Genomic DNA, 18,766 nt, shown 5'->3' on the forward strand with positions numbered 1-18,766 from the left:
ATCAGGTGTTACAGGACCTCGACGATCGCCTTGGTCACCACGTGAATGTTGTTCTGGTTCAACGAGGCGACGCAGATACGACCGGTATCCAGAGCATAGATCGCATGCTCGTCCTTCAGGCGTGCCACCTGCTCGACGGTCAGGCCCGAGTAGGAGAACATGCCGCACTGGCGCCCGACGAAGCTGAAGTCCTGCTGTGCGCCGTACTGGGCCAGCAGCTCGACCATCTGCTTGCGCATGCCGTGGATGCGCTGGCGCATCTCGGCCAGTTCCGCTTCCCACATTGCGCGCAGCTCGGGGCTGTTGAGCACGGTGGCGACAATGGTGGCGCCGTGGGTCGGCGGGTTGGAGTAGTTGGTGCGGATCACGCGCTTGACCTGCGACAGCACGCGAGTGGCCTCTTCCTTGGACTCGGTGACGATCGACAGGGCGCCGACGCGCTCGCCGTACAGCGAAAACGACTTGGAGAACGAGCTGGAGACGAAGAAGTCCAGGCCCGATTCGGCGAACAGGCGCACGGCAGCGGCGTCTTCGGCGATGCCCTGGCCAAAGCCCTGGTAGGCCATGTCCAGGAACGGGATGTGACCCTTGGCCTTGACCACCTCGAGCACGTTGTTCCAGTCGGCCGGGGTCAGGTCGACGCCGGTCGGGTTGTGGCAGCAGGCGTGCAGTACCACGATCGAGCCGGCCGGCAGCGCGTTGAGGTCCTCGAGCATGCCGGCACGGTTGACGTCATGGGTGGCGGCGTCGTAGTAGCGGTAGTTCTTGACCGGGAAACCGGCGGTTTCGAACAGGGCGCGGTGGTTTTCCCAGCTCGGGTCGCTGATTGCGACAGTGGCATTGGGCGACAGCTGCTTGAGGAAGTCAGCGCCGATCTTCAAGGCGCCGGTACCACCGACGGACTGGGTGGTGACCACACGGCCGGCGGCCAGCAGGGGCGAATCGGCACCGAACAGCAGCTTCTGCACGGCCTGGTCGTAGGCCACGATGCCGTCGATCGGCAGGTAGCCGCGGGAGGCGTGCTGGGCGGCGCGTTGGGTTTCGGCTTCGATGACTGCACGCAGCAGTGGGATACGCCCTTCTTCGTTGCAGTAAACACCAACGCCCAGGTTCACCTTGTGGGTGCGGGTATCGGCATTGAACGCTTCGTTGAGGCCCAGGATAGGGTCGCGGGGTGCCAGCTCGACAGCGGAAAACAGGCTCATTTTTACCTTGGCTCTGAATGGAGAGTGATAGAGGTCGCACGCTCCAGCCGAATGCACTGAAGCGGTGCACAAACGGGGAGTCAGTATAGTGATACCCATCGGTCACGGCGACAGTCTGTCGCAGCTTTTACTGCTGTTTTCGCGAATATTTTTCGACCGTCAGTCGCTTGCGCCGGTCAATACTGTGAAACAGGCCGTGGTTTGCCTTGAAACTGGCGCCGGGCACCACCAATTGGGTATAAGTACTGTCTATAAATACAGTTGCCTGTATCCGTTCATTTCCAGGGGTTCACCATGTCCGAGTTTCAACTCGTCACCCGTTTCCAGCCGGCGGGTGATCAGCCCGAAGCCATTCGCCTGATGGTCGAGGGGATCGAGGCCGGGCTGGCGCACCAGACCCTGCTCGGGGTGACGGGTTCGGGCAAGACCTTCAGCATCGCCAACGTGATTGCCCAGGTGCAGCGCCCGACCCTGGTACTGGCGCCGAACAAGACCCTGGCCGCCCAGTTGTATGGCGAGTTCAAGTCATTCTTCCCGAACAACGCGGTGGAGTATTTCGTTTCCTACTACGACTACTACCAGCCCGAAGCCTACGTGCCGTCCTCCGATACCTTCATCGAGAAGGACGCCTCGATCAACGACCATATCGAGCAGATGCGCCTGTCGGCGACCAAGGCGCTGCTGGAGCGGCGTGACGCGATCATCGTCACCACGGTGTCGTGCATCTATGGTCTGGGCAGCCCGGAAACCTACCTGAAGATGGTGCTGCACGTGGACCGTGGCGACAAGCTCGACCAGCGGGCCTTGCTGCGCCGTCTGGCCGACCTGCAGTACACCCGCAACGACATGGACTTTGCCCGCGCCACCTTCCGTGTGCGCGGCGACGTGATCGACATCTTCCCGGCCGAATCGGACCTGGAGGCCATCCGCATCGAGCTGTTCGATGACGAGGTGGAGAACATCGCGGCCTTCGACCCGCTGACCGGCGAGGTGATCCGCAAGCTGCCGCGCTTCACCTTCTACCCCAAGAGCCACTACGTGACCCCGCGTGAAACCCTGCTGGAGGCCATGGACGGGATCAAGGCGGAGCTCAAGGAACGCCTGGAGTACCTGCACAAGCACAACAAGCTGGTCGAGGCCCAGCGCCTGGAGCAGCGCACCCGGTTCGACCTGGAGATGATCCTGGAGCTGGGCTACTGCAACGGCATCGAAAACTACTCGCGCTACCTGTCCGGGCGTCCGGCCGGCGCGCCGCCGCCGACCCTGTACGACTACCTGCCGCCGGATGCGTTGCTGGTGATCGACGAATCCCACGTCAGCGTTCCGCAGGTGGGGGCCATGTACAAGGGGGACCGCTCGCGCAAGGAAACCCTGGTGGAGTACGGCTTTCGCCTGCCTTCGGCGTTGGACAACCGGCCCATGCGCTTTGACGAATGGGAGTCGGTCAGCCCGCAGACCATCTTCGTCTCGGCCACGCCGGGCAACTACGAGGCCGAGCACGCCGGCCGTGTGGTGGAGCAGGTGGTGCGCCCGACCGGTCTGGTCGACCCCCAGGTGGAGGTGCGTCCGGCCACGACCCAGGTGGATGACCTGCTGTCGGAGATTCGCAAGCGTGTGGCGGTGGAGGAGCGGGTGCTGGTCACTACCCTGACCAAGCGCATGGCCGAAGACCTCAGCGACTACCTGGCCGATCACGATGTGCGGGTGCGCTACCTGCACTCGGACATCGATACCGTTGAGCGAGTCGAGATCATCCGCGACCTGCGCCTGGGCACCTTCGATGTGCTGGTGGGTATCAACCTGCTGCGCGAGGGCCTGGACATGCCCGAGGTCTCGCTGGTGGCGATTCTGGATGCGGACAAGGAGGGCTTCCTGCGTTCGGAGCGCTCGCTGATCCAGACCATCGGGCGCGCGGCGCGCAACCTCAACGGCCGCGCGATCCTGTACGCCGACAACATGACTGGCTCGATGGAGCGGGCGATCGGCGAAACCGAGCGTCGCCGCGACAAGCAGATGGCCTTCAACGAGGCCAACGGCATCGTGCCCAAGGGCGTGGTCAAGGACATCACCGACATCATGGAAGGCGCCAACGTGCCCGGCTCGCGCAGCAAGAAGCGCAAGGGCATGGCCAAGGCCGCCGAGGAGCGCGAGCGTTACGAGGCCGAGTTGCGTTCGCCTGGCGAGATCGCCAAGCGCATCAAGGCGCTGGAAGAGAAGATGTACCAGCTGGCGCGGGACCTGGAGTTCGAGGCTGCAGCGCAGATGCGCGACGAGATCGCGCAGTTGCGTGAGCGACTGCTCACGGTCTGACGGGCCTTTCGCGGGTCAAGCCCGCTCCCACAGGATCACATTGACGCCAAGGGCAATGGAGTACCTGCGGGAGCGGGCTTGCCAGCGAAGACTTCAACGCGGTCTAGTGCGCCTCACCCGCCTTCAACCCCTGCGGCAGCTTCTTCGTCAACAGCACCGCCACCATGCTGATTGCCAGCCCGATGCCGACAAAATGGAAGGCATCGTTGTACGCCATGATCATCGCCTGCTGATGGGTGATCTCGCTCAGCCTGGCCAGCGCTGCCCCTTCGCTGCCCAGCTTCTCGGTCAGCAAGGTCAGCCGCTCAGCGACTGCGGCATTGGTCGGTACCACCGCCTCGCGCAGGTAGTCGAAATACATCTTGGTGCGCGCATCCAGCAGCGTGGCCAGCAGCGCAATGCCGATGGCCCCGCCCAGGTTGCGCAGGATGTTGAACAGGCTCGACGCCGAGCCTGCGTCCTGCGGCTGGATATAGGCCGTGGCAATCAGCGAGATGGTCACCATGATCATCGGCTGCCCCAGCGCACGGATGATCTGGATATGGTTGAACTGGGTGCCGGCAAAGTCCGGGTTCAATACCCCCGAGCTGAAACTCGCCAGCCCGAACAGTCCGAAGCCGATGGTGCAGAGGATCTTCGGCGAAATCACCTTCATCAGTTGCGGCACCAGCGGGATCAGGAACAGCTGCGGCACCCCCATCCACATGATCACTTCGCCGATCTGCAGGGCGTTGTAGTTCTGGATCTGCGCCAGGTACAGCGGCAGCAGGTAGATCGAACCGTACAACCCCACGCCCATGCCCAGGCTGGCAATGCTCGACAACCCGAAATTGCGGTTCTGCAGGATGCGCAGGTTGATCAGCGGGTTGGGTTTCGAGAACTGCACGATCACGAAGGTAATGAGGCTGACCAGGGCAATGCTGCCCAGGGTTACGATCAGCCCCGACTCGAGCCAGTCCTTGCGATGCCCCTCCTCAAGAAACACCTGCAGGCAGCCAAGCCCGACGCCCAGCGTCAGGATGCCGGTGTAATCGGTGCTTTTGAGCAGCTCCCAGTGCGCTTCCTTCTTCTCCAGGCCGTACAGCAAGCCGCCGATCATGATCAGGCCGGGCGGGATGTTGATGTAGAAGATGTATTCCCAGCCCCAGTTCTCGGTCAGCCAGCCGCCCAGGGTAGGGCCGATGGACGGGGCGAAGGTGGCGGTCATGGCGAACATCGCCATGCCCTTGGCGCGGTGATGCTCGGGCAGCTTGATCAGGGTCAGGGTGAAGGCCAGCGGGATCAGGGCGCCGCCGGTAAAGCCCTGCAGGGCGCGGAACACGATCATGCTTTCCAGGTTCCAGGCCATCGAGCACAGCAGCGACGACACCAGAAAACCCGCCGATACCCACACTGCCAGGCGCCGCGCCGACAGCAGCTGCACCAGCCAGGCGGTCAGCGGGATCATGATGATCTCGGCCACCAGGTAGGAGGTGGAGATCCACGAGCCTTCTTCCAGGGTCGCCGACAGGGCGCCCTGGATGTCCTTGAGCGACGAGTTGGTGATCTGGATGTCGAGCACTGCCATGAACGCGCCGAGCATCACGCTCATCACCGCGATCCAGTCGCGCCGGCTGGGTTCGCCGGCGGGACGGATCAGTTGATCACCGGCCATCGGTACGGATATCGACGGTGGCGGTCACCGACATGCCCGGGCGGATCTTGCCGTGCAGCGGGTTGTCGGCGGCGAAGGTCAGCTTGACCGGGATGCGCTGCACGACCTTGGTGAAGTTGCCGGTGGCGTTGTCGGGTGGCAGCAGGCTGAACTGCGCGCCGGAAGCGGCGAACAGGCTGTCGACGCGGGCTTCGATCGGCGTGTCGGGGTAGCTGTCGAACACCAGCTCGGCACGCTGGCCGGGCTGCATCTTGCCGATCTGGGTTTCCTTGAAGTTGGCCTGCACCCAGATGTCCTGATCGGGCACGATCGACAGCAGGTAGGCGCCGGCCTGCACGTACTGGCCGTTGCGTGCCGCGCGCTGGCCGATCATGCCGCTGATCGGCGCGCGAATTTCACTGCGGCTCAGGTTCAGCTCGGCCTGGGCCAGGTCGGTGCGGGCGGTGGCGATCTGGGCGTCCAGGCGCTTGAGTTCGGCAGCCAGTGCGTTGACCTGCTGGCGTTGACCCTGCAGGTCGGCCTGGGCCTTGCTCACCTGGGAGCGTGCCACGTTGCTTTCGGCCGACAGGGTGGTCACCCGTTCTTCCGAGACAAAGCCTGGCTTGCGCAGCGCCTGTGCACGGTTGAGGTCCAGCTGGGTACGCCCAAGTGTGGCCTGGTTGGCCGACACCTGTGCCTGGCCGGCGGCGATCAGGCTCGCCTGCTGCGTCAGGCGGCTGTCGGCTTGCAGGCGCTCGGCCTCGCGGGTGGCCAGGGTGGCGCGGGCGCGCTCCACGGCAAACTGGAAGTCGTTGCCTTCCAGGCGCACCAGCAGGTCGCCCTTGGCCACATGCTGGTTGTCCTCGACCAGCACCTGCTCGATGCGCGCACCCAACTGGCTGGAAACCCGGGTGATCTCGCCCTGCACGTAGGCGTTGTCGGTGCTCTCGTAGAAGCGCCCCTTGAAGTACCAGTGGGCCAGAAAGCCCAGGCCGATGAGCAGAACCAGGGTCAGGAAAATCAGCAGGCGACGCTTGAGTTGGGCAGGCATGGGTACGATCGTTCCAAAAATGTAAGCAAATTTAACAAGGTTTGCCTTGGCAAACACAAGCGCCGATCGTGCCCATTGCTGGAGCCGGGTGGCCCCGTGCTGTTAACATCCAGCCTTTGTTTCACCTCTTGTTCGAGACTCTCATGACCACCGTTCGCACGCGTATCGCGCCTTCGCCGACTGGCGATCCCCATGTCGGCACTGCCTACATCGCCCTGTTCAACTACTGCTTCGCCAAGCAGCACGGTGGCGAATTCATCCTGCGTATCGAAGATACCGATCAGCTGCGCTCCACCCGCGAGTCCGAGCAGCAGATCTTCGATGCCCTGCGCTGGCTGGGTATCGAATGGAGCGAAGGCCCGGATGTCGGCGGCCCGCACGGCCCGTACCGCCAGAGCGAACGTGGCGAGATCTACAAGCAGTACGCCCAGCAACTGGTCGATCTGGGCCATGCCTTCCCGTGCTTCTGTACCGCCGAAGAACTGGACCAGATGCGTGCCGAGCAGATGGCCCGCGGCGAAACCCCGCGCTATGACGGGCGCGCCTTGCTGCTCTCGCCTGAAGAAGTGCAGCGTCGCCTGGCCGCCGGCGAGCCCCATGTGATCCGCATGAAAGTGCCGACCGAAGGCGTGTGCGTGGTACCGGACATGCTGCGCGGCGACGTCGAGATTCCGTGGGACCGCATGGACATGCAGGTACTGATGAAAACCGATGGCCTGCCGACCTACTTCCTGGCCAACGTGGTCGATGACCACCTGATGGGCATCACCCACGTATTGCGTGGCGAAGAGTGGCTGCCTTCGGCGCCCAAGCTGATCAAGCTGTACGAGTACTTCGGCTGGGAGCAGCCAACCCTGTGCTACATGCCGCTGCTGCGCAACCCCGACAAGAGCAAGCTGTCCAAGCGCAAGAACCCGACCTCGGTGACCTTCTACGAGCGCATGGGCTTCATGCCCGAAGCCATGCTCAACTACCTGGGCCGCATGGGTTGGTCGATGCCGGACGAGCGCGAGAAGTTCTCGCTGGCCGAAATGGTCGAGCACTTCGACCTGTCGCGTGTGTCGCTGGGCGGCCCGATCTTCGACATCGAGAAGCTGTCGTGGCTCAACGGCCAGTGGCTGCGTGAGCTGCCTGTCGCAGAGTTTGCCGCGCGCGTGCAGAAATGGGCGTTCAACAGCGACTACATGATGAAGATCGCGCCGCACGTGCAGGGCAGGGTAGAGACCTTCAGCCAGATTGCGCCGCTGGGTGGGTTCTTCTTCGAAGGTGCGCTCAAGCTCGACGCCAAGCTGTTCGAGCACAAGAAACTGTCGGCCGACCAGGTACGCCAGGTGATCCAGCTGATCCTGTGGAAGCTCGAGGGGCTGCGCCAGTGGGAGAAGGATCGCATCACCGGCTGCATCCAGGCGGTGGTCGAGGCGCTGGAGCTCAAGCTGCGTGACGCGATGCCGCTGATGTTCGCCGCGATTTCCGGCCAGGCCAGCTCGGTGTCGGTGCTCGATGCGATGGAGATCCTCGGGCCGGACCTGACCCGCTACCGCCTGCGCCAGGCGCTGGACCTGCTGGGTGGTGTGTCGAAGAAAGAAAACAAGGAATGGGAAAAGCTGTTGGGCACCATTGCCTGAGCATTTTTCCCGTAGGAGCCGGCCTTGCCGGCGAACAAAGCGCTGCGGTACCCGGTATTGCGCAGCGCCTGTTTCGCCGGCAAGGCCGGCTCCTGCAAGGGCGAGACCCCCGAGTTTGCGGGGGCTCTCCTGACCCAGGCCGGTAAGTGTTTGTTATCTCGGAAATTTCTTTTGGATTTTGTTGAAAATTTATTTGACAGGTCTTCAATCCGATCTTAATATGCGCCCCGTCCACAGCGATGAACGAAACGAAGCGCGAAGCACCCAGCCAAGCGATTCAGTTCAAAGCGACATTGTGGGGCTATAGCTCAGCTGGGAGAGCGCCTGCATGGCATGCAGGAGGTCAGCGGTTCGATCCCGCTTAGCTCCACCAAATTCCCTATCCGGAGTTGGTCATACAACTCAGGGTTCAACCGGGTTCCAGCAGCCGGGTTGTGTGGTAAGAAGGTTCGTCCCCTTCGTCTAGTGGCCTAGGACACCGCCCTTTCACGGCGGTAACAGGGGTTCGAGTCCCCTAGGGGACGCCAGTTTTACACAAGTGATGTTGCAAGACATCGCTGGGCCGCGAGGCTAGAAATCTGGGGCTATAGCTCAGCTGGGAGAGCGCCTGCATGGCATGCAGGAGGTCAGCGGTTCGATCCCGCTTAGCTCCACCAATTTTGCCAGGGTTCGTGAAAACGAGCCTGCACGAAGGTTACAAGTCCCCTTCGTCTAGTGGCCTAGGACACCGCCCTTTCACGGCGGTAACAGGGGTTCGAGTCCCCTAGGGGACGCCATTTTACCCGCTCTGCGGGATTTCAAGGCTCATTCGATTATTGAATGAGCCTTTTGTTTTTTCCCTCGAAAAAATCTCTTTCGCCCTTGGGCCGCAGGAGAAAGTGCTTGCCAATAAATATTATGAGCATAATATTAGATCCATAATATTTGGAGGCCTGCCATGCACGACAAAAAAGCCCAGACCCGCCAGCGCATTTTGGATGCGGCGCGCAGTGCGCTGATCCTTAACGGCCCGGCCGACCCCAGTGTGCAGCAGGTGATGGGCGCTGCGGGGCTCACCGTGGGTGGGTTCTATGCGCATTTCGAGAACAAGGATGCGCTGATGCTCGAAGCCTTTTGCCAGTTACTTGGCGAGCGCCGGGCCTTGCTGGCACAGGTCGACGCGTCGCTGGACGGGGAGGCGCGTCGTGCCCTGGTGGCGGCCTTCTACCTGTCGCGCAAACACCGCGATGCCGTCGACAGCGGCTGCCCGCTGCCCAGCTCTCTGGGCGAGATCAATCAGTTGCCGGCGACCTTTCGCGCGGTGCTGACCGAGCATATCGAGTTGATGATGGCCAACCTGGCCGACACCCCCGAAGACGCCGACAAAGTGCTGGCCGACCTGGCCCTGATGGTCGGCGGCCTGGCCCTGGCGCGAGCGCTGGGTACCAGCGAATTGTCCGACCGTGTGTTGCGTGCCGCCAAGTCCGCGGTGATCTGATCTGGAGCGACGTGATGAACAGCCTGAGCTGGATTCGTGGTATCAACGCCACTGTTGGACGCCTGGCACCCAATCGGGTGGCCGGGCAGATGCGCCAGGCCTTCATGAGCCCGCGCACCTTGCCGCCACGCGACTGGGAACTGCCGCTGCTGGCGCGTGCCGAGCGCATTACCCTGCGCTTTGGCCTGAGTGCGCTGCGCTGGGGGCAAGGCCCCACGGTGCTGCTGATGCACGGCTGGGAGGGGCGCCCCACCCAGTTCGCCCATCTGATCGAGGCCCTGGTGGCCGCCGGCTATTGTGCGGTGGCGCTCGAAGGGCCGGCCCACGGCCGCTCGCGTGGAAACAAGGCCAACGTGGTGTCGTTCGCCCACGCCTTGCTCGAGGCGGCCGGTGAGCTGGGCCCATTGCACGGGGTGATCGGCCATTCCATGGGCGGTGCCAGTACGCTGCTGGCCCTGCAGTGGGGGCTGCGTACCGAGGTGGCGGTGAGCATCGCCGCGCCGGCGCGCCTGCTCGAGGTGCTGCGCGGCATGGCGCGGCACCTGGGGTTGCCGGCGCGGGCGCGGGCAGCCTTCATTCGCCAGGTGGAGCGAGAGGTCGGGGTGCCGATCTCGCGCCTGGACGTGGCCGTCTACCAGCTGGAACTGCCCGGTTTCATCGTGCATGCCGAGGACGACCCGCTGGTCGCCGTCAGCGAGGCGCGGCTGATTCATCAGGCGTGGTTCGACAGCCAGCTGCTGCTGTTGCCCCAGGGCGGGCATATGCGTGTGCTGTCCGACCCGCAACTGGTCGACGGCGTGCTTGCGCTGCTGCAACGCAGTGCCCGGCCAGTGCGCCAATCAGCCTGAGCATCCGTTACACTCTGCCCGTTCACTACAGATCGGGAGCGGGCATGAGCTGGGATCGGGCAACGCCATTTACCATCGACCTGCAGGTCGGTGCCGAGGATATCGACGGCCTGGGGCACGCCAACAACGCGGTGTACGTCACCTGGCTCGAGCGCTGCGCCTGGCGTCATTCCCAGCGCCTGGGGCTGGACCTGGCCGAGTACCGGCGCCTGGACCGCGCCATGGCCGTGGTGCGTCACGAGATCGACTATCTGGCCAGCGCCTATGAGGACGACATCCTGCAGTTGGCCACCTGGATCGTCGACTGGGACCAGCGCCTGAAGATGACCCGTCACTTCCAGCTGGTGCGACCAAGCGACGGCACCACCTTGCTGCGGGCGCAGACCACCTTCGTGTGCATCGAGCTGTCCACCGGCAAGCCCAGGCGCATGCCGGCAGAATTCATCGAGGGCTACGGCGCCGCGATGGCCGGAGCCCGATAAGCCACGGTTTTTGCTAGACTGCCGGCCTTTTTCGCGCGAGACCCACGCCATGCAAATTGCCCTGGCCCCCATGGAGGGGCTGGTCGACAACATCCTTCGCGACGTACTGACCCAGGTGGGCGGCATCGACTGGTGTGTCACCGAGTTCATTCGCGTGTGCGACCGGTTGCTGCCGGCGCATGTGTACGAGAAGCTGGCCCCGGAGCTTGGCCGCGGTGCGCAAACCGCCGCCGGCGTGCCTTTGCGTGTGCAGTTGCTGGGCTCCGACCCGGCATGCCTGGCCGATAACGCGGTGCTGGCCTGCGAGCTGGGCGCCCCCGTCATCGACCTCAATTTCGGTTGCCCGGCCAAGACCGTGAACAAGTCCCGCGGCGGTGCGGTGCTGCTCAAGGAGCCCGAGCTGCTGCATGCCATCCTGCGCGAAGTGCGCCGGGCGGTGCCTGCGCATATCCCGGTCACCGCCAAGATGCGCCTGGGCTTCGACAGCCCGGACGGTGCGCTGGACTGCGCCCGCGCCCTGGCCGAAGGCGGTGCCGACCAGTTGGTGGTGCACGCACGCACCAAGGTCGACGGCTACAAGCCGCCGGCGCACTGGGAGTACGTGGCGCGGGTGCAAGAGGTGGTGAAGGTGCCGGTGTTCGCCAACGGCGAGGTGTGGACGCTGGAAGACTGGCGCCGCTGCCGCGAGGTCAGCGGCGTGGAGGACATCATGCTCGGTCGCGGCCTGGTGTCGCGCCCGGACCTGGCCCGGCAGATTGCCGCCGAGCGCCAGGGCATCGAGTTCGTGCCGCTGGACTGGCAGGCACTGCAACCGCTGCTGCAGGACTTCTGGGTGCAGGCCCGGGAGCAGATGACCGAGCGTCAGGCACCGGGGCGACTGAAGCAGTGGGTGGCGATGCTGACCCGTACCTACCCCGAAGCCACGGCACTGTTTACCGAACTGCGCCGCGAGACCGACTGTGATCGCGTGGCGCGGCTGCTGGGTATTCCGGTCAGCGAGGCGGCCTGAAAAAATTTTTGTGGTCGATGCTTGAAATGTTAGGGCGGGTCCTTATCTAGGGAGTACGCGATGCCGAAGTCGGGTCGCGCAATCACCAACTCGCTGATATTTCAGGAGATGTACCATGACTACCGCATTTTCTCTGGCTCCACTGTTCCGTCAATCCGTTGGCTTCGACCGTTTCAACGACCTGTTCGAATCCGCGGCACGTAGCGAGTCGGGTAGCACCTACCCACCCTACAATGTTGAAAAACATGGCGAAGACCACTACCGAATCGTCGTTGCTGCAGCTGGCTTCCAGGAAGAGGACCTCGACCTGCAAGTGGAAAAAGGCGTTCTGACCGTCAGTGGCGGCAAGCGTGACAGCAGTGGTGAAAGCGTCACCTACCTGCACCAGGGCATCGCCCAGCGGGCCTTCAAGTTGTCCTTCCGCCTGGCTGACCACATCGAAGTGAAGTCGGCGGGCCTGGCCAACGGTCTGCTCAGTGTCGATCTGCTGCGTGTTGTGCCTGAAGAAGCCAAGGCCAAGCGCATCCCGATCAACGGCGAGAAACCTGCGCTGAACTGAGTGTGGGCTGAGTGAAAGAGGGCACCTTCGGGTGCCCTTTTTTGTGCCCGGTCCGCGGCTCTTCACTGCAGGAGCCAGCCTTGCTGGCAACTGCCGTGCTGCGGTGTGTCAGTAGTCCGCCGGTGCCTGCAGCAGCATCGCCCTGAACTCGTTCAGCGGCAATGGCCGGCTGTGCAGGTACCCCTGGTACAGATGGCACCCCAGCCGCTCCAGAAACTCCAGTTGCTCCGACAGCTCCACCCCTTCGGCAATCACTGCCAGGTCCAGGCTTCTGGCCATGGCCACGATGGCCTTGACGATCTCTGCATCATTGGGGTCCAGCGGTGCATCGCGCACGAACGACTGGTCGATCTTCAGCGCATCCACCGGCAAGCGCTTGAGGTAGGTGAGCGACGAGTAGCCGGTGCCGAAGTCATCCATCGCAAAGCTCACCCCGAACGCCTTCAGCTCGCGCATCTTGCTGATGGTGTCCTCCAGGTTCTGGATCACGATGCCCTCGGTGATCTCCAGCTTGAGCATCTGGTAGGGCAGGCGGTAGTCGTCCAGGCTGCGCCGCACCCGCTCGACGAAATCGTTCTGGCGGAACTGGCGCGGGCTGATGTTCACGCACAGGCTGAAATCCATCGGATCGATCAGCCCGTCCTGCAGCATGCGCGAGCAGGCATCACAGGCTTCGTCGAGTATCCAGCTGCCCACCTCCAGGATCAGCCCGCTTTCCTCCAGCACCTGGATGAACTGGCTGGGCGGCTGCTGGCCCAACAGCGGATGGTGCCAGCGCAGCAGAACCTCGGCCCCGACGATGCGGTTGTCACGGGCATCCACCTGGGGCTGGAAGTGCAGCGCCAGTTCGCCCCTGGCCAGGGCCATGCGCAGGTCGCTCTCCATGCGCAGGCGTTCACTGGCGGCCTTCTGCATGGTGGTGTGGAACAGTTGCGTGGTGTTGCGACCCGAATCCTTGGCGCGGTACAGCGCAATGTCGGCGCGCTTGAGCAGGTCGGCCGGCGTGGTGCCGTGGTCGGGGATCAGCGCCACGCCGATGCTGGGGGTTACCTGCAAGCGCTGGCCGTCCAGCGACATCGGCTCGGCCAGCAGCTCGCGCAAGGTGTCGGCCAGTTGGCGAACCTTGTCGGTGACCTCTTCGCGGCTGCCTTCCAGGCCGCTCAGCAGCACCACGAACTCGTCACCCCCCAGGCGCGCCACGGTGTCCTCCAGGCGCACGCTGGCTTCAAGCCTGGCTGTGATGATCTTGAGCACCGTGTCGCCCACCGGGTGGCCCAGCGAGTCGTTGATGTGCTTGAAGTGGTCGAGGTCGAGGAACAGCAGGGCACCGCGCAGGTTCTGGCGTTTGAGCAGGGCGATCTGCTGGCTCAGGCGATCCATCAGCAGGGCGCGGTTGGGCAGGTTGGTCAGCGGGTCGTGGTAGGCCAGGTGACGGATCTGCGCCTGGGCATTCTTGAGCTGGCTGACGTCGCGGGCAGTCAGTAGCAGGCAGTCTGTCTCGTTGAGGGTGATCGGCTCCATCGACACCTCCACGGTGAGGATTTCGCCGCGTTTGTTGCGCCCCAGCATTTCGCGGTGGTGCACCCGCCCGCGCTCACGCATTTCACCGAACAGCAGGGTCTGCTGCTTGTCGTCGGCCCACAACCCGATCTGAGCCATGCTCTGGCCGATCACCTCGTCGGCGCTGTAGCCGGTGAGCCGGCAGAAGCCGTCGTTCACCTCCAGGTAGCAGCCACTGTCGCGCTCGGTGATGGTGATGGCGTCGGGGCTGGAGTGGAAGGCCTTGGCGAACTTCTCCTCACTGGCCTTGAGTGCGGCTTCGCCGCGTTGCTGCTGGGTGATGTCGCGCAGGGTGGTGACGCTGCAGGGCTGGTTGTCGACCTTGATCAGGCGGCTGGAAATCACACAGGTCAGGGGCTGGCCATCCTTGTGATTGACCACCACCGCGACATTGTTCAACGCCTGGTCGCGAATCACCTGCTCGATGCGTCGTGCGCGGGCGGCCGATTCGGCCCACAGCCCCAGTTGTTCGGCGGTACGACCCAGTACCTGGTCGGCGCACCAGCCGAAGGTCTGGGTGAACGCCTGGTTGATCTCGATGAACTGGCCGGTGTCCTGGCGGGTGACGCAGATGGGGTCGGGGCTGACCTGGAACAGGCTGGCGAACTTTTCCTCCGAGCTGGTCAGGCGCTGTTCGCGTTCAACCTGTTCGGTGATGTCCAGCAGGGTGCCGGCCATGCGAAGCGGGTTGCCCTGGTCGTCACGGTACAGCCGTGCACGACTCTCCAGGTAGCGTGAGGCGCCGTTTTCCAGCTGGATGCGGTAGGTGATCTGGTAGTTGCCCGCGGGGCCTTCGCGCAGGCTGCGATAGGCCTGGCGCATGCCGCTGCGCTCAAGCTCGGGCACGCCTTCGAAAAACGCCTCGAACGACTCGTGGAACGGCACCGGCGCCAGGCCGTGCAGTTGTGCCGCGCGGGCCGAGCCGTACAGCATGCCGCTGGGGATGTGCCAGTCCCAGGTACCCAACTGGGCAGAGTCCAGTGCCAGGTCCAGGCGCTCCTGGCTGTCCTTGAGGGCTTGTTCGGCACGTTTGCGCTCGCTGGTGTCGACGAAAGTACTGAGCAGGTAGGTGACACCTTCGAGTTCGATGGCCTGGGTGCTGAGGATGCCATCGTGGACCTGCCCGCTGCTGGCGCGAAACTGCACTTCCAGGGTCACCGGGCCGTTGTTGCCGCTGGTGGCCTCCAGCACCTGGTCACGCTGCCTGGGGTTGGCCCACAGGCCCAGCTCCAGCGTGGTACGCCCGATCACCTGGGCGCCGGGCCAGCCAAGAATGTTCTCGAAGTGCTGGTTGACCTCATGGATCAGCCCGTCGGCGCGCCGGGTCAGCAGCACCACGTTCGGGCTCAGGTGAAAAAGCGTGGCAAAGCGCTTTTCGGAGTTGATCAGTGCGGTTTCGCGTTCGCGCTGGCGGGTGATCTCGCGCACCACCCCGATCATCTGCAGGCGCCCGTCGCGGTTGGTGGCCAGGCTGCCATTGACTTCCAGCCAGTGCAGGCTGCCGTCCGGCCAGCGGATGCGATGGCGCAGGGCCTGGTCCACCGGCTCGCCGTTGAGCACTGCATGAAAGGCCTGGCGCATGCGCGCGCGGTCCTCTTCCGGCAGCAGGTCGAGGTAGTCGATGTCGTGGGTCAGCGGTTGATGCGGATCGAAGCCAAACAGTGCCTGGGTGCCTCGTGACCAGTTGATGCGCCCGCTGCCCACATCCCACACCCAGGCGCCAAGGTGCGCACCATTGAGCGCCGCGAGCAACTGCGGCGCACTTTCCCAGGCCTGTTCCAGCTCCTGGGGGTCTGCTGCGTGGATACGGGGAAGGCGCGCAAAACGATTGGCTGACTTGGGCATCGGTACCAGACCTTTGGCGGGTGATACGTCCTTGGTGGCGGGCCGCCCCGGGGCAGGGGCGGGCTACGCCGGGCTTGCGTGACTGTCGAGCAGGGCCATGAAGGCTCTGGCCGCATTCGATAACGTTCGTTCCGTGTGCAGAATGTAGCCTAGCTGGCGCGACAGCTGTATGCCCGGCAAGTCGATGGATGCAACCTGCTCATCGAGCATTGTGCGCGGCAGCACACTCCAGGCCAGCCCGATCGACACCATCATTTTGATGGTTTCCAGGTAGTTGGTGCTCATGGCGATGTTGGGGACCAGGCCCTGGGCCTCGAACAGACGCTGCACAATATGGTGTGTGAAAGTGTTGCCGCCGGGGAACACGGCCGGGTGGTGGGCAATGTCCGCCAGGCCCACCGCGCCCTTGCAGGCCAGCGGGTGCTCGGGGGCGACCACGAAATCCAGCGGGTCGTCCCATACCGGCACCGCGCGCACCAGGCTGTGGGGCTCGGGGGCGAGGGTGATCACGGCGATTTCGGCGCGCCCGTGCAGAATTTCCTCGTAGGCCACTTCCGAGTCCAGAAACTGGATGTCCAGAGCCACCGCCGGGTACTGACGGGTAAACGCCCGCAACAGCGGCGGCAGGCGGTGCAGGCCGATGTGATGGCTGGTGGCCAGGGTCAGTCGACCGCTGACCTCGCCGGTGAGGTTGGTCAGGGCCCGCCGGGTGTCGTCCAGCACGTTGAGGATCTGGTAGGCGCGCGGCAGCAGGGCACGGCCGGCTTCGGTCAGGCTCACCTCGCGGCCAAGGCGGTCGAACAGGCGCACATCCAGCTGCTGCTCCAGCCCGGCAATGCGCTTGCTGATGGCCGGCTGGGTCAGGTGCAGGCGCTCGCCGGCACCGGAAAAGCTCCCGGTTTCAGCGATGGCGATGAAGGCACTAAGGTTGGCCAGGTCCACGGAATGAGTTCCTCGGGTTTGGATTCCTGAAAGTTATCCAAAGCATAAAAAATATGAATTTGAGTTATTCAATCTAACCCCATAGCATCGTCCGTACAAGCCAAGGGGTTATTGGCATAGAAAGACTGATGAGGAAAGTCTGATGGCTGGCAAAACGCTCTACGACAAGCTCTGGGATTCGCACTTGGTCAAGCAGCGCGACGACGGTTCGGCGCTGATCTATATCGACCGTCACATCATTCACGAAGTGACGTCGCCGCAGGCCTTCGAGGGGCTGCGCCTGGCCAACCGCAAACCCTGGCGCATCGATGCCAACATCGCCACCCCCGACCACAACGTGCCCACCACGCCAGAGCGCAAGGGCGGCATCGAGGCCATCGCCGACCAGGTGTCGCGCCTGCAGGTGCAGACCCTCGACGAAAACTGTGACGAATACGGCATCACCGAATTCAAGATGAACGATGTGCGCCAGGGCATCGTCCACGTCATCGGCCCGGAGCAGGGTGCCACCTTGCCCGGCATGACCGTGGTCTGCGGCGACTCGCACACCTCCACCCACGGCGCGTTCGGCGCCCTGGCCCACGGCATCGGCACCTCCGAGGTCGAGCACGTGCTCGCTACCCAGTGCCTGGTGGCCAAGAAGATGAAAAACATGCTGGTGCGCGTCGAAGGGCAATTGCCGTTCGGCGTCACTGCCAAGGACATCGTGCTGGCCGTGATCGGCAAGATCGGGACCGCCGGCGGCAACGGGCATGCCATCGAGTTTGCCGGCAGCGCCATTCGCGAGTTGTCGGTCGAAGGCCGCATGACCATCTGCAACATGTCCATCGAGGCCGGTGCGCGGGTGGGCCTGGTGGCCACCGACGAGAAGACCGTTGCCTACGTCAAGGGTCGTCCGTATGCGCCCAAGGGCGAGCAGTGGGACCTGGCCGTCGAAGCCTGGAAAGACCTGGTGTCCGACAGCGACGCGGTGTTCGACACCGTGGTCGAGCTGGACGCGGCGCAGATCAAACCGCAGGTCAGCTGGGGCACCTCGCCCGAGATGGTGCTGGCGGTCGACCAGCGCGTGCCGGACCCGGCGGCCGAGGCCGACCTGGTCAAGCGCGGTTCCATCGAACGCGCGCTCAAGTACATGGGCCTGAACGCCAACCAGGCGATCACCGACATTCAGCTCGACCGCGTGTTCATCGGTTCGTGCACCAACTCGCGCATCGAAGACCTGCGCGCCGCGGCCGTGATCGCCAAGGGCCGCAAGGTGGCCTCGACCATCAAGCAGGCCATCGTGGTGCCGGGCTCGGGCCTGGTCAAGGCGCAGGCCGAGCAGGAAGGCCTGGACAAGATCTTCCTCGAGGCCGGTTTCGAATGGCGTGAGCCGGGCTGCTCGATGTGCCTGGCGATGAACCCGGACCGCCTCGAAAGTGGCGAGCATTGCGCCTCCACCTCCAACCGCAACTTCGAGGGGCGCCAGGGCGCCGGTGGGCGTACCCACCTGGTGAGCCCGGCAATGGCGGCGGCTGCCGCAGTAACCGGTCGTTTTGTCGATGTACGCGAGTTGATCCAAGGGAGCGCAGCATGAAAGCCTTTACCCAGCACACCGGCCTGGTCGCCCCGTTGGACCGTGCCAACGTCGACACCGACCAGATCATCCCCAAGCAGTTCTTGAAGTCGATCAAGCGCACCGGGTTCGGCCCGAACCTGTTCGACGAATGGCGTTACCTGGACGTGGGTCAGCCCTACCAGGACAACAGCAAGCGCCCGCTGAACCAGGATTTCGTGCTCAACCATGCGCGTTACCAGGGGGCCAGCGTGTTGCTGGCGCGGGAGAACTTCGGTTGCGGTTCGAGCCGCGAGCATGCGCCTTGGGCGCTGGAAGAGTACGGCTTTCGCAGCATCATTGCGCCCAGCTACGCCGACATCTTCTTCAACAACAGCTTCAAGAACGGCTTGCTGCCGATCATCCTCGGCGACGAGGAAGTCGACGAGCTGTTCAAGCAGGTTGAGGCGGACCCGGGCTACCAGCTGACCATCGACCTGCAGGCGCAGACCGTGACGCGGCCGGACGGCAAGGTGCTCCACTTCGAGATCGACGCGTTCCGCAAGCATTGCCTGCTCAACGGCCTGGATGACATCGGCCTGACCTTGCAGGATGGCGATGCGATTGCAGCGTTTGAAGCCAGGCACCGTGCTAGCCAGCCCTGGTTGTTTCGCGACGCCTGAATG

At 63.8% G+C, this 18,766-nt stretch carries 14 protein-coding genes and 4 tRNA genes; 13 read left to right on the forward strand and 5 right to left on the reverse strand.

What is annotated here, in order from left to right; genetic code table 11:
• Nucleotides 1–8: 8 nt before the first annotated feature.
• Nucleotides 9–1,205: an amino acid aminotransferase gene (locus JZZ72_RS11960; RefSeq protein ID WP_078479732.1), complete on the reverse strand. Its 1,197-nt coding sequence runs from the start codon at nucleotides 1,203–1,205 to the stop codon at nucleotides 9–11.
• Nucleotides 1,206–1,499: 294 nt separating this feature from the next.
• Here JZZ72_RS11960 and uvrB point away from each other — a divergent pair, with 294 nt between their 5' ends.
• Entirely contained in the window at nucleotides 1,500–3,515 is a 2,016-nt protein-coding gene (gene uvrB / locus JZZ72_RS11965) for an excinuclease ABC subunit UvrB (RefSeq protein WP_043862865.1), read from the forward strand.
• A gap of 103 nt (nucleotides 3,516–3,618) precedes the next feature.
• On the opposite strand, the gene JZZ72_RS11970 is transcribed toward uvrB, so the two are convergent.
• Together JZZ72_RS11970 and JZZ72_RS11975 are read right to left on the reverse strand one after the other, a co-directional pair.
• Nucleotides 3,619–5,109 (reverse strand): MDR family MFS transporter, encoded by a 1,491-nt coding sequence (locus tag JZZ72_RS11970; protein WP_210014508.1) that lies wholly within the window; start codon nucleotides 5,107–5,109, stop codon nucleotides 3,619–3,621.
• Between the two features lie 49 nt (nucleotides 5,110–5,158).
• Nucleotides 5,159–6,199 (reverse strand): HlyD family secretion protein, encoded by a 1,041-nt coding sequence (locus JZZ72_RS11975; protein ID WP_210014501.1) that lies wholly within the window; start codon nucleotides 6,197–6,199, stop codon nucleotides 5,159–5,161.
• A 143-nt stretch (nucleotides 6,200–6,342) separates the two neighbouring features.
• On the opposite strand from JZZ72_RS11975, the gene gltX reads away from it, so the two are divergent.
• From gltX to JZZ72_RS12025, 10 genes are all read left to right on the forward strand, one after another.
• A complete protein-coding gene (gltX, locus tag JZZ72_RS11980) occupies nucleotides 6,343–7,824 on the forward strand; it encodes a glutamate--tRNA ligase (RefSeq protein ID WP_043862862.1) in 1,482 nt (493 codons plus the stop codon).
• 297 nt (nucleotides 7,825–8,121) lie between these two features.
• Nucleotides 8,122–8,197: transfer RNA gene (locus tag JZZ72_RS11985), tRNA-Ala, on the forward strand.
• A gap of 78 nt (nucleotides 8,198–8,275) precedes the next feature.
• Nucleotides 8,276–8,351, forward strand: a tRNA-Glu gene (locus JZZ72_RS11990).
• Nucleotides 8,352–8,404: 53 nt separating this feature from the next.
• Nucleotides 8,405–8,480: transfer RNA gene (locus tag JZZ72_RS11995), tRNA-Ala, on the forward strand.
• Nucleotides 8,481–8,524: 44 nt separating this feature from the next.
• Nucleotides 8,525–8,600 (forward strand) — tRNA-Glu (locus JZZ72_RS12000).
• 161 nt (nucleotides 8,601–8,761) lie between these two features.
• A complete protein-coding gene (locus JZZ72_RS12005) occupies nucleotides 8,762–9,301 on the forward strand; it encodes a TetR/AcrR family transcriptional regulator (RefSeq protein ID WP_078479730.1) in 540 nt (179 codons plus the stop codon).
• A 14-nt stretch (nucleotides 9,302–9,315) separates the two neighbouring features.
• A complete protein-coding gene (locus JZZ72_RS12010) occupies nucleotides 9,316–10,149 on the forward strand; it encodes an alpha/beta fold hydrolase (RefSeq protein ID WP_043862860.1) in 834 nt (277 codons plus the stop codon).
• 44 nt (nucleotides 10,150–10,193) lie between these two features.
• Nucleotides 10,194–10,631 carry an acyl-CoA thioesterase gene (locus JZZ72_RS12015; RefSeq protein ID WP_043862859.1) on the forward strand — a complete coding sequence of 146 codons (438 nt, stop codon included), beginning with the start codon at nucleotides 10,194–10,196 and terminating at the stop codon, nucleotides 10,629–10,631.
• A 49-nt stretch (nucleotides 10,632–10,680) separates the two neighbouring features.
• Nucleotides 10,681–11,640, forward strand: coding sequence for a tRNA dihydrouridine synthase (locus JZZ72_RS12020; RefSeq protein WP_054916655.1), 960 nt, complete (start codon nucleotides 10,681–10,683; stop codon nucleotides 11,638–11,640).
• 115 nt (nucleotides 11,641–11,755) lie between these two features.
• Entirely contained in the window at nucleotides 11,756–12,199 is a 444-nt protein-coding gene (locus tag JZZ72_RS12025; protein WP_043862857.1) for an Hsp20 family protein, read from the forward strand.
• Nucleotides 12,200–12,307: 108 nt separating this feature from the next.
• Here JZZ72_RS12025 and JZZ72_RS12030 read toward each other — a convergent pair whose 3' ends face one another.
• On the reverse strand, nucleotides 12,308–15,604 hold the full coding sequence (locus tag JZZ72_RS12030; protein ID WP_043862856.1) for a PAS domain S-box protein: 3,297 nt from the start codon (nucleotides 15,602–15,604) through the stop codon (nucleotides 12,308–12,310).
• Between the two features lie 63 nt (nucleotides 15,605–15,667).
• Nucleotides 15,668–16,546 (reverse strand): LysR family transcriptional regulator, encoded by an 879-nt coding sequence (locus tag JZZ72_RS12035; RefSeq protein ID WP_043862855.1) that lies wholly within the window; start codon nucleotides 16,544–16,546, stop codon nucleotides 15,668–15,670.
• Nucleotides 16,547–16,688: 142 nt separating this feature from the next.
• Between JZZ72_RS12035 and leuC the strand changes: the two genes are divergently transcribed.
• Together leuC and leuD are read left to right on the forward strand one after the other, a co-directional pair.
• Entirely contained in the window at nucleotides 16,689–18,122 is a 1,434-nt protein-coding gene (leuC, locus tag JZZ72_RS12040; RefSeq protein WP_043862854.1) for a 3-isopropylmalate dehydratase large subunit, read from the forward strand.
• Nucleotides 18,119–18,763, forward strand: a complete 645-nt coding sequence (gene leuD / locus JZZ72_RS12045) for a 3-isopropylmalate dehydratase small subunit (protein ID WP_043862853.1) — start codon at nucleotides 18,119–18,121, stop codon at nucleotides 18,761–18,763. The genes leuC and leuD overlap by 4 nt, the downstream gene beginning before the upstream one ends.
• Nucleotides 18,764–18,766: the final 3 nt, after the last annotated feature.

Source organism: Pseudomonas palmensis, from assembly GCF_017848315.1.
In the GTDB taxonomy this organism is placed as follows: domain Bacteria; phylum Pseudomonadota; class Gammaproteobacteria; order Pseudomonadales; family Pseudomonadaceae; genus Aquipseudomonas; species Aquipseudomonas palmensis.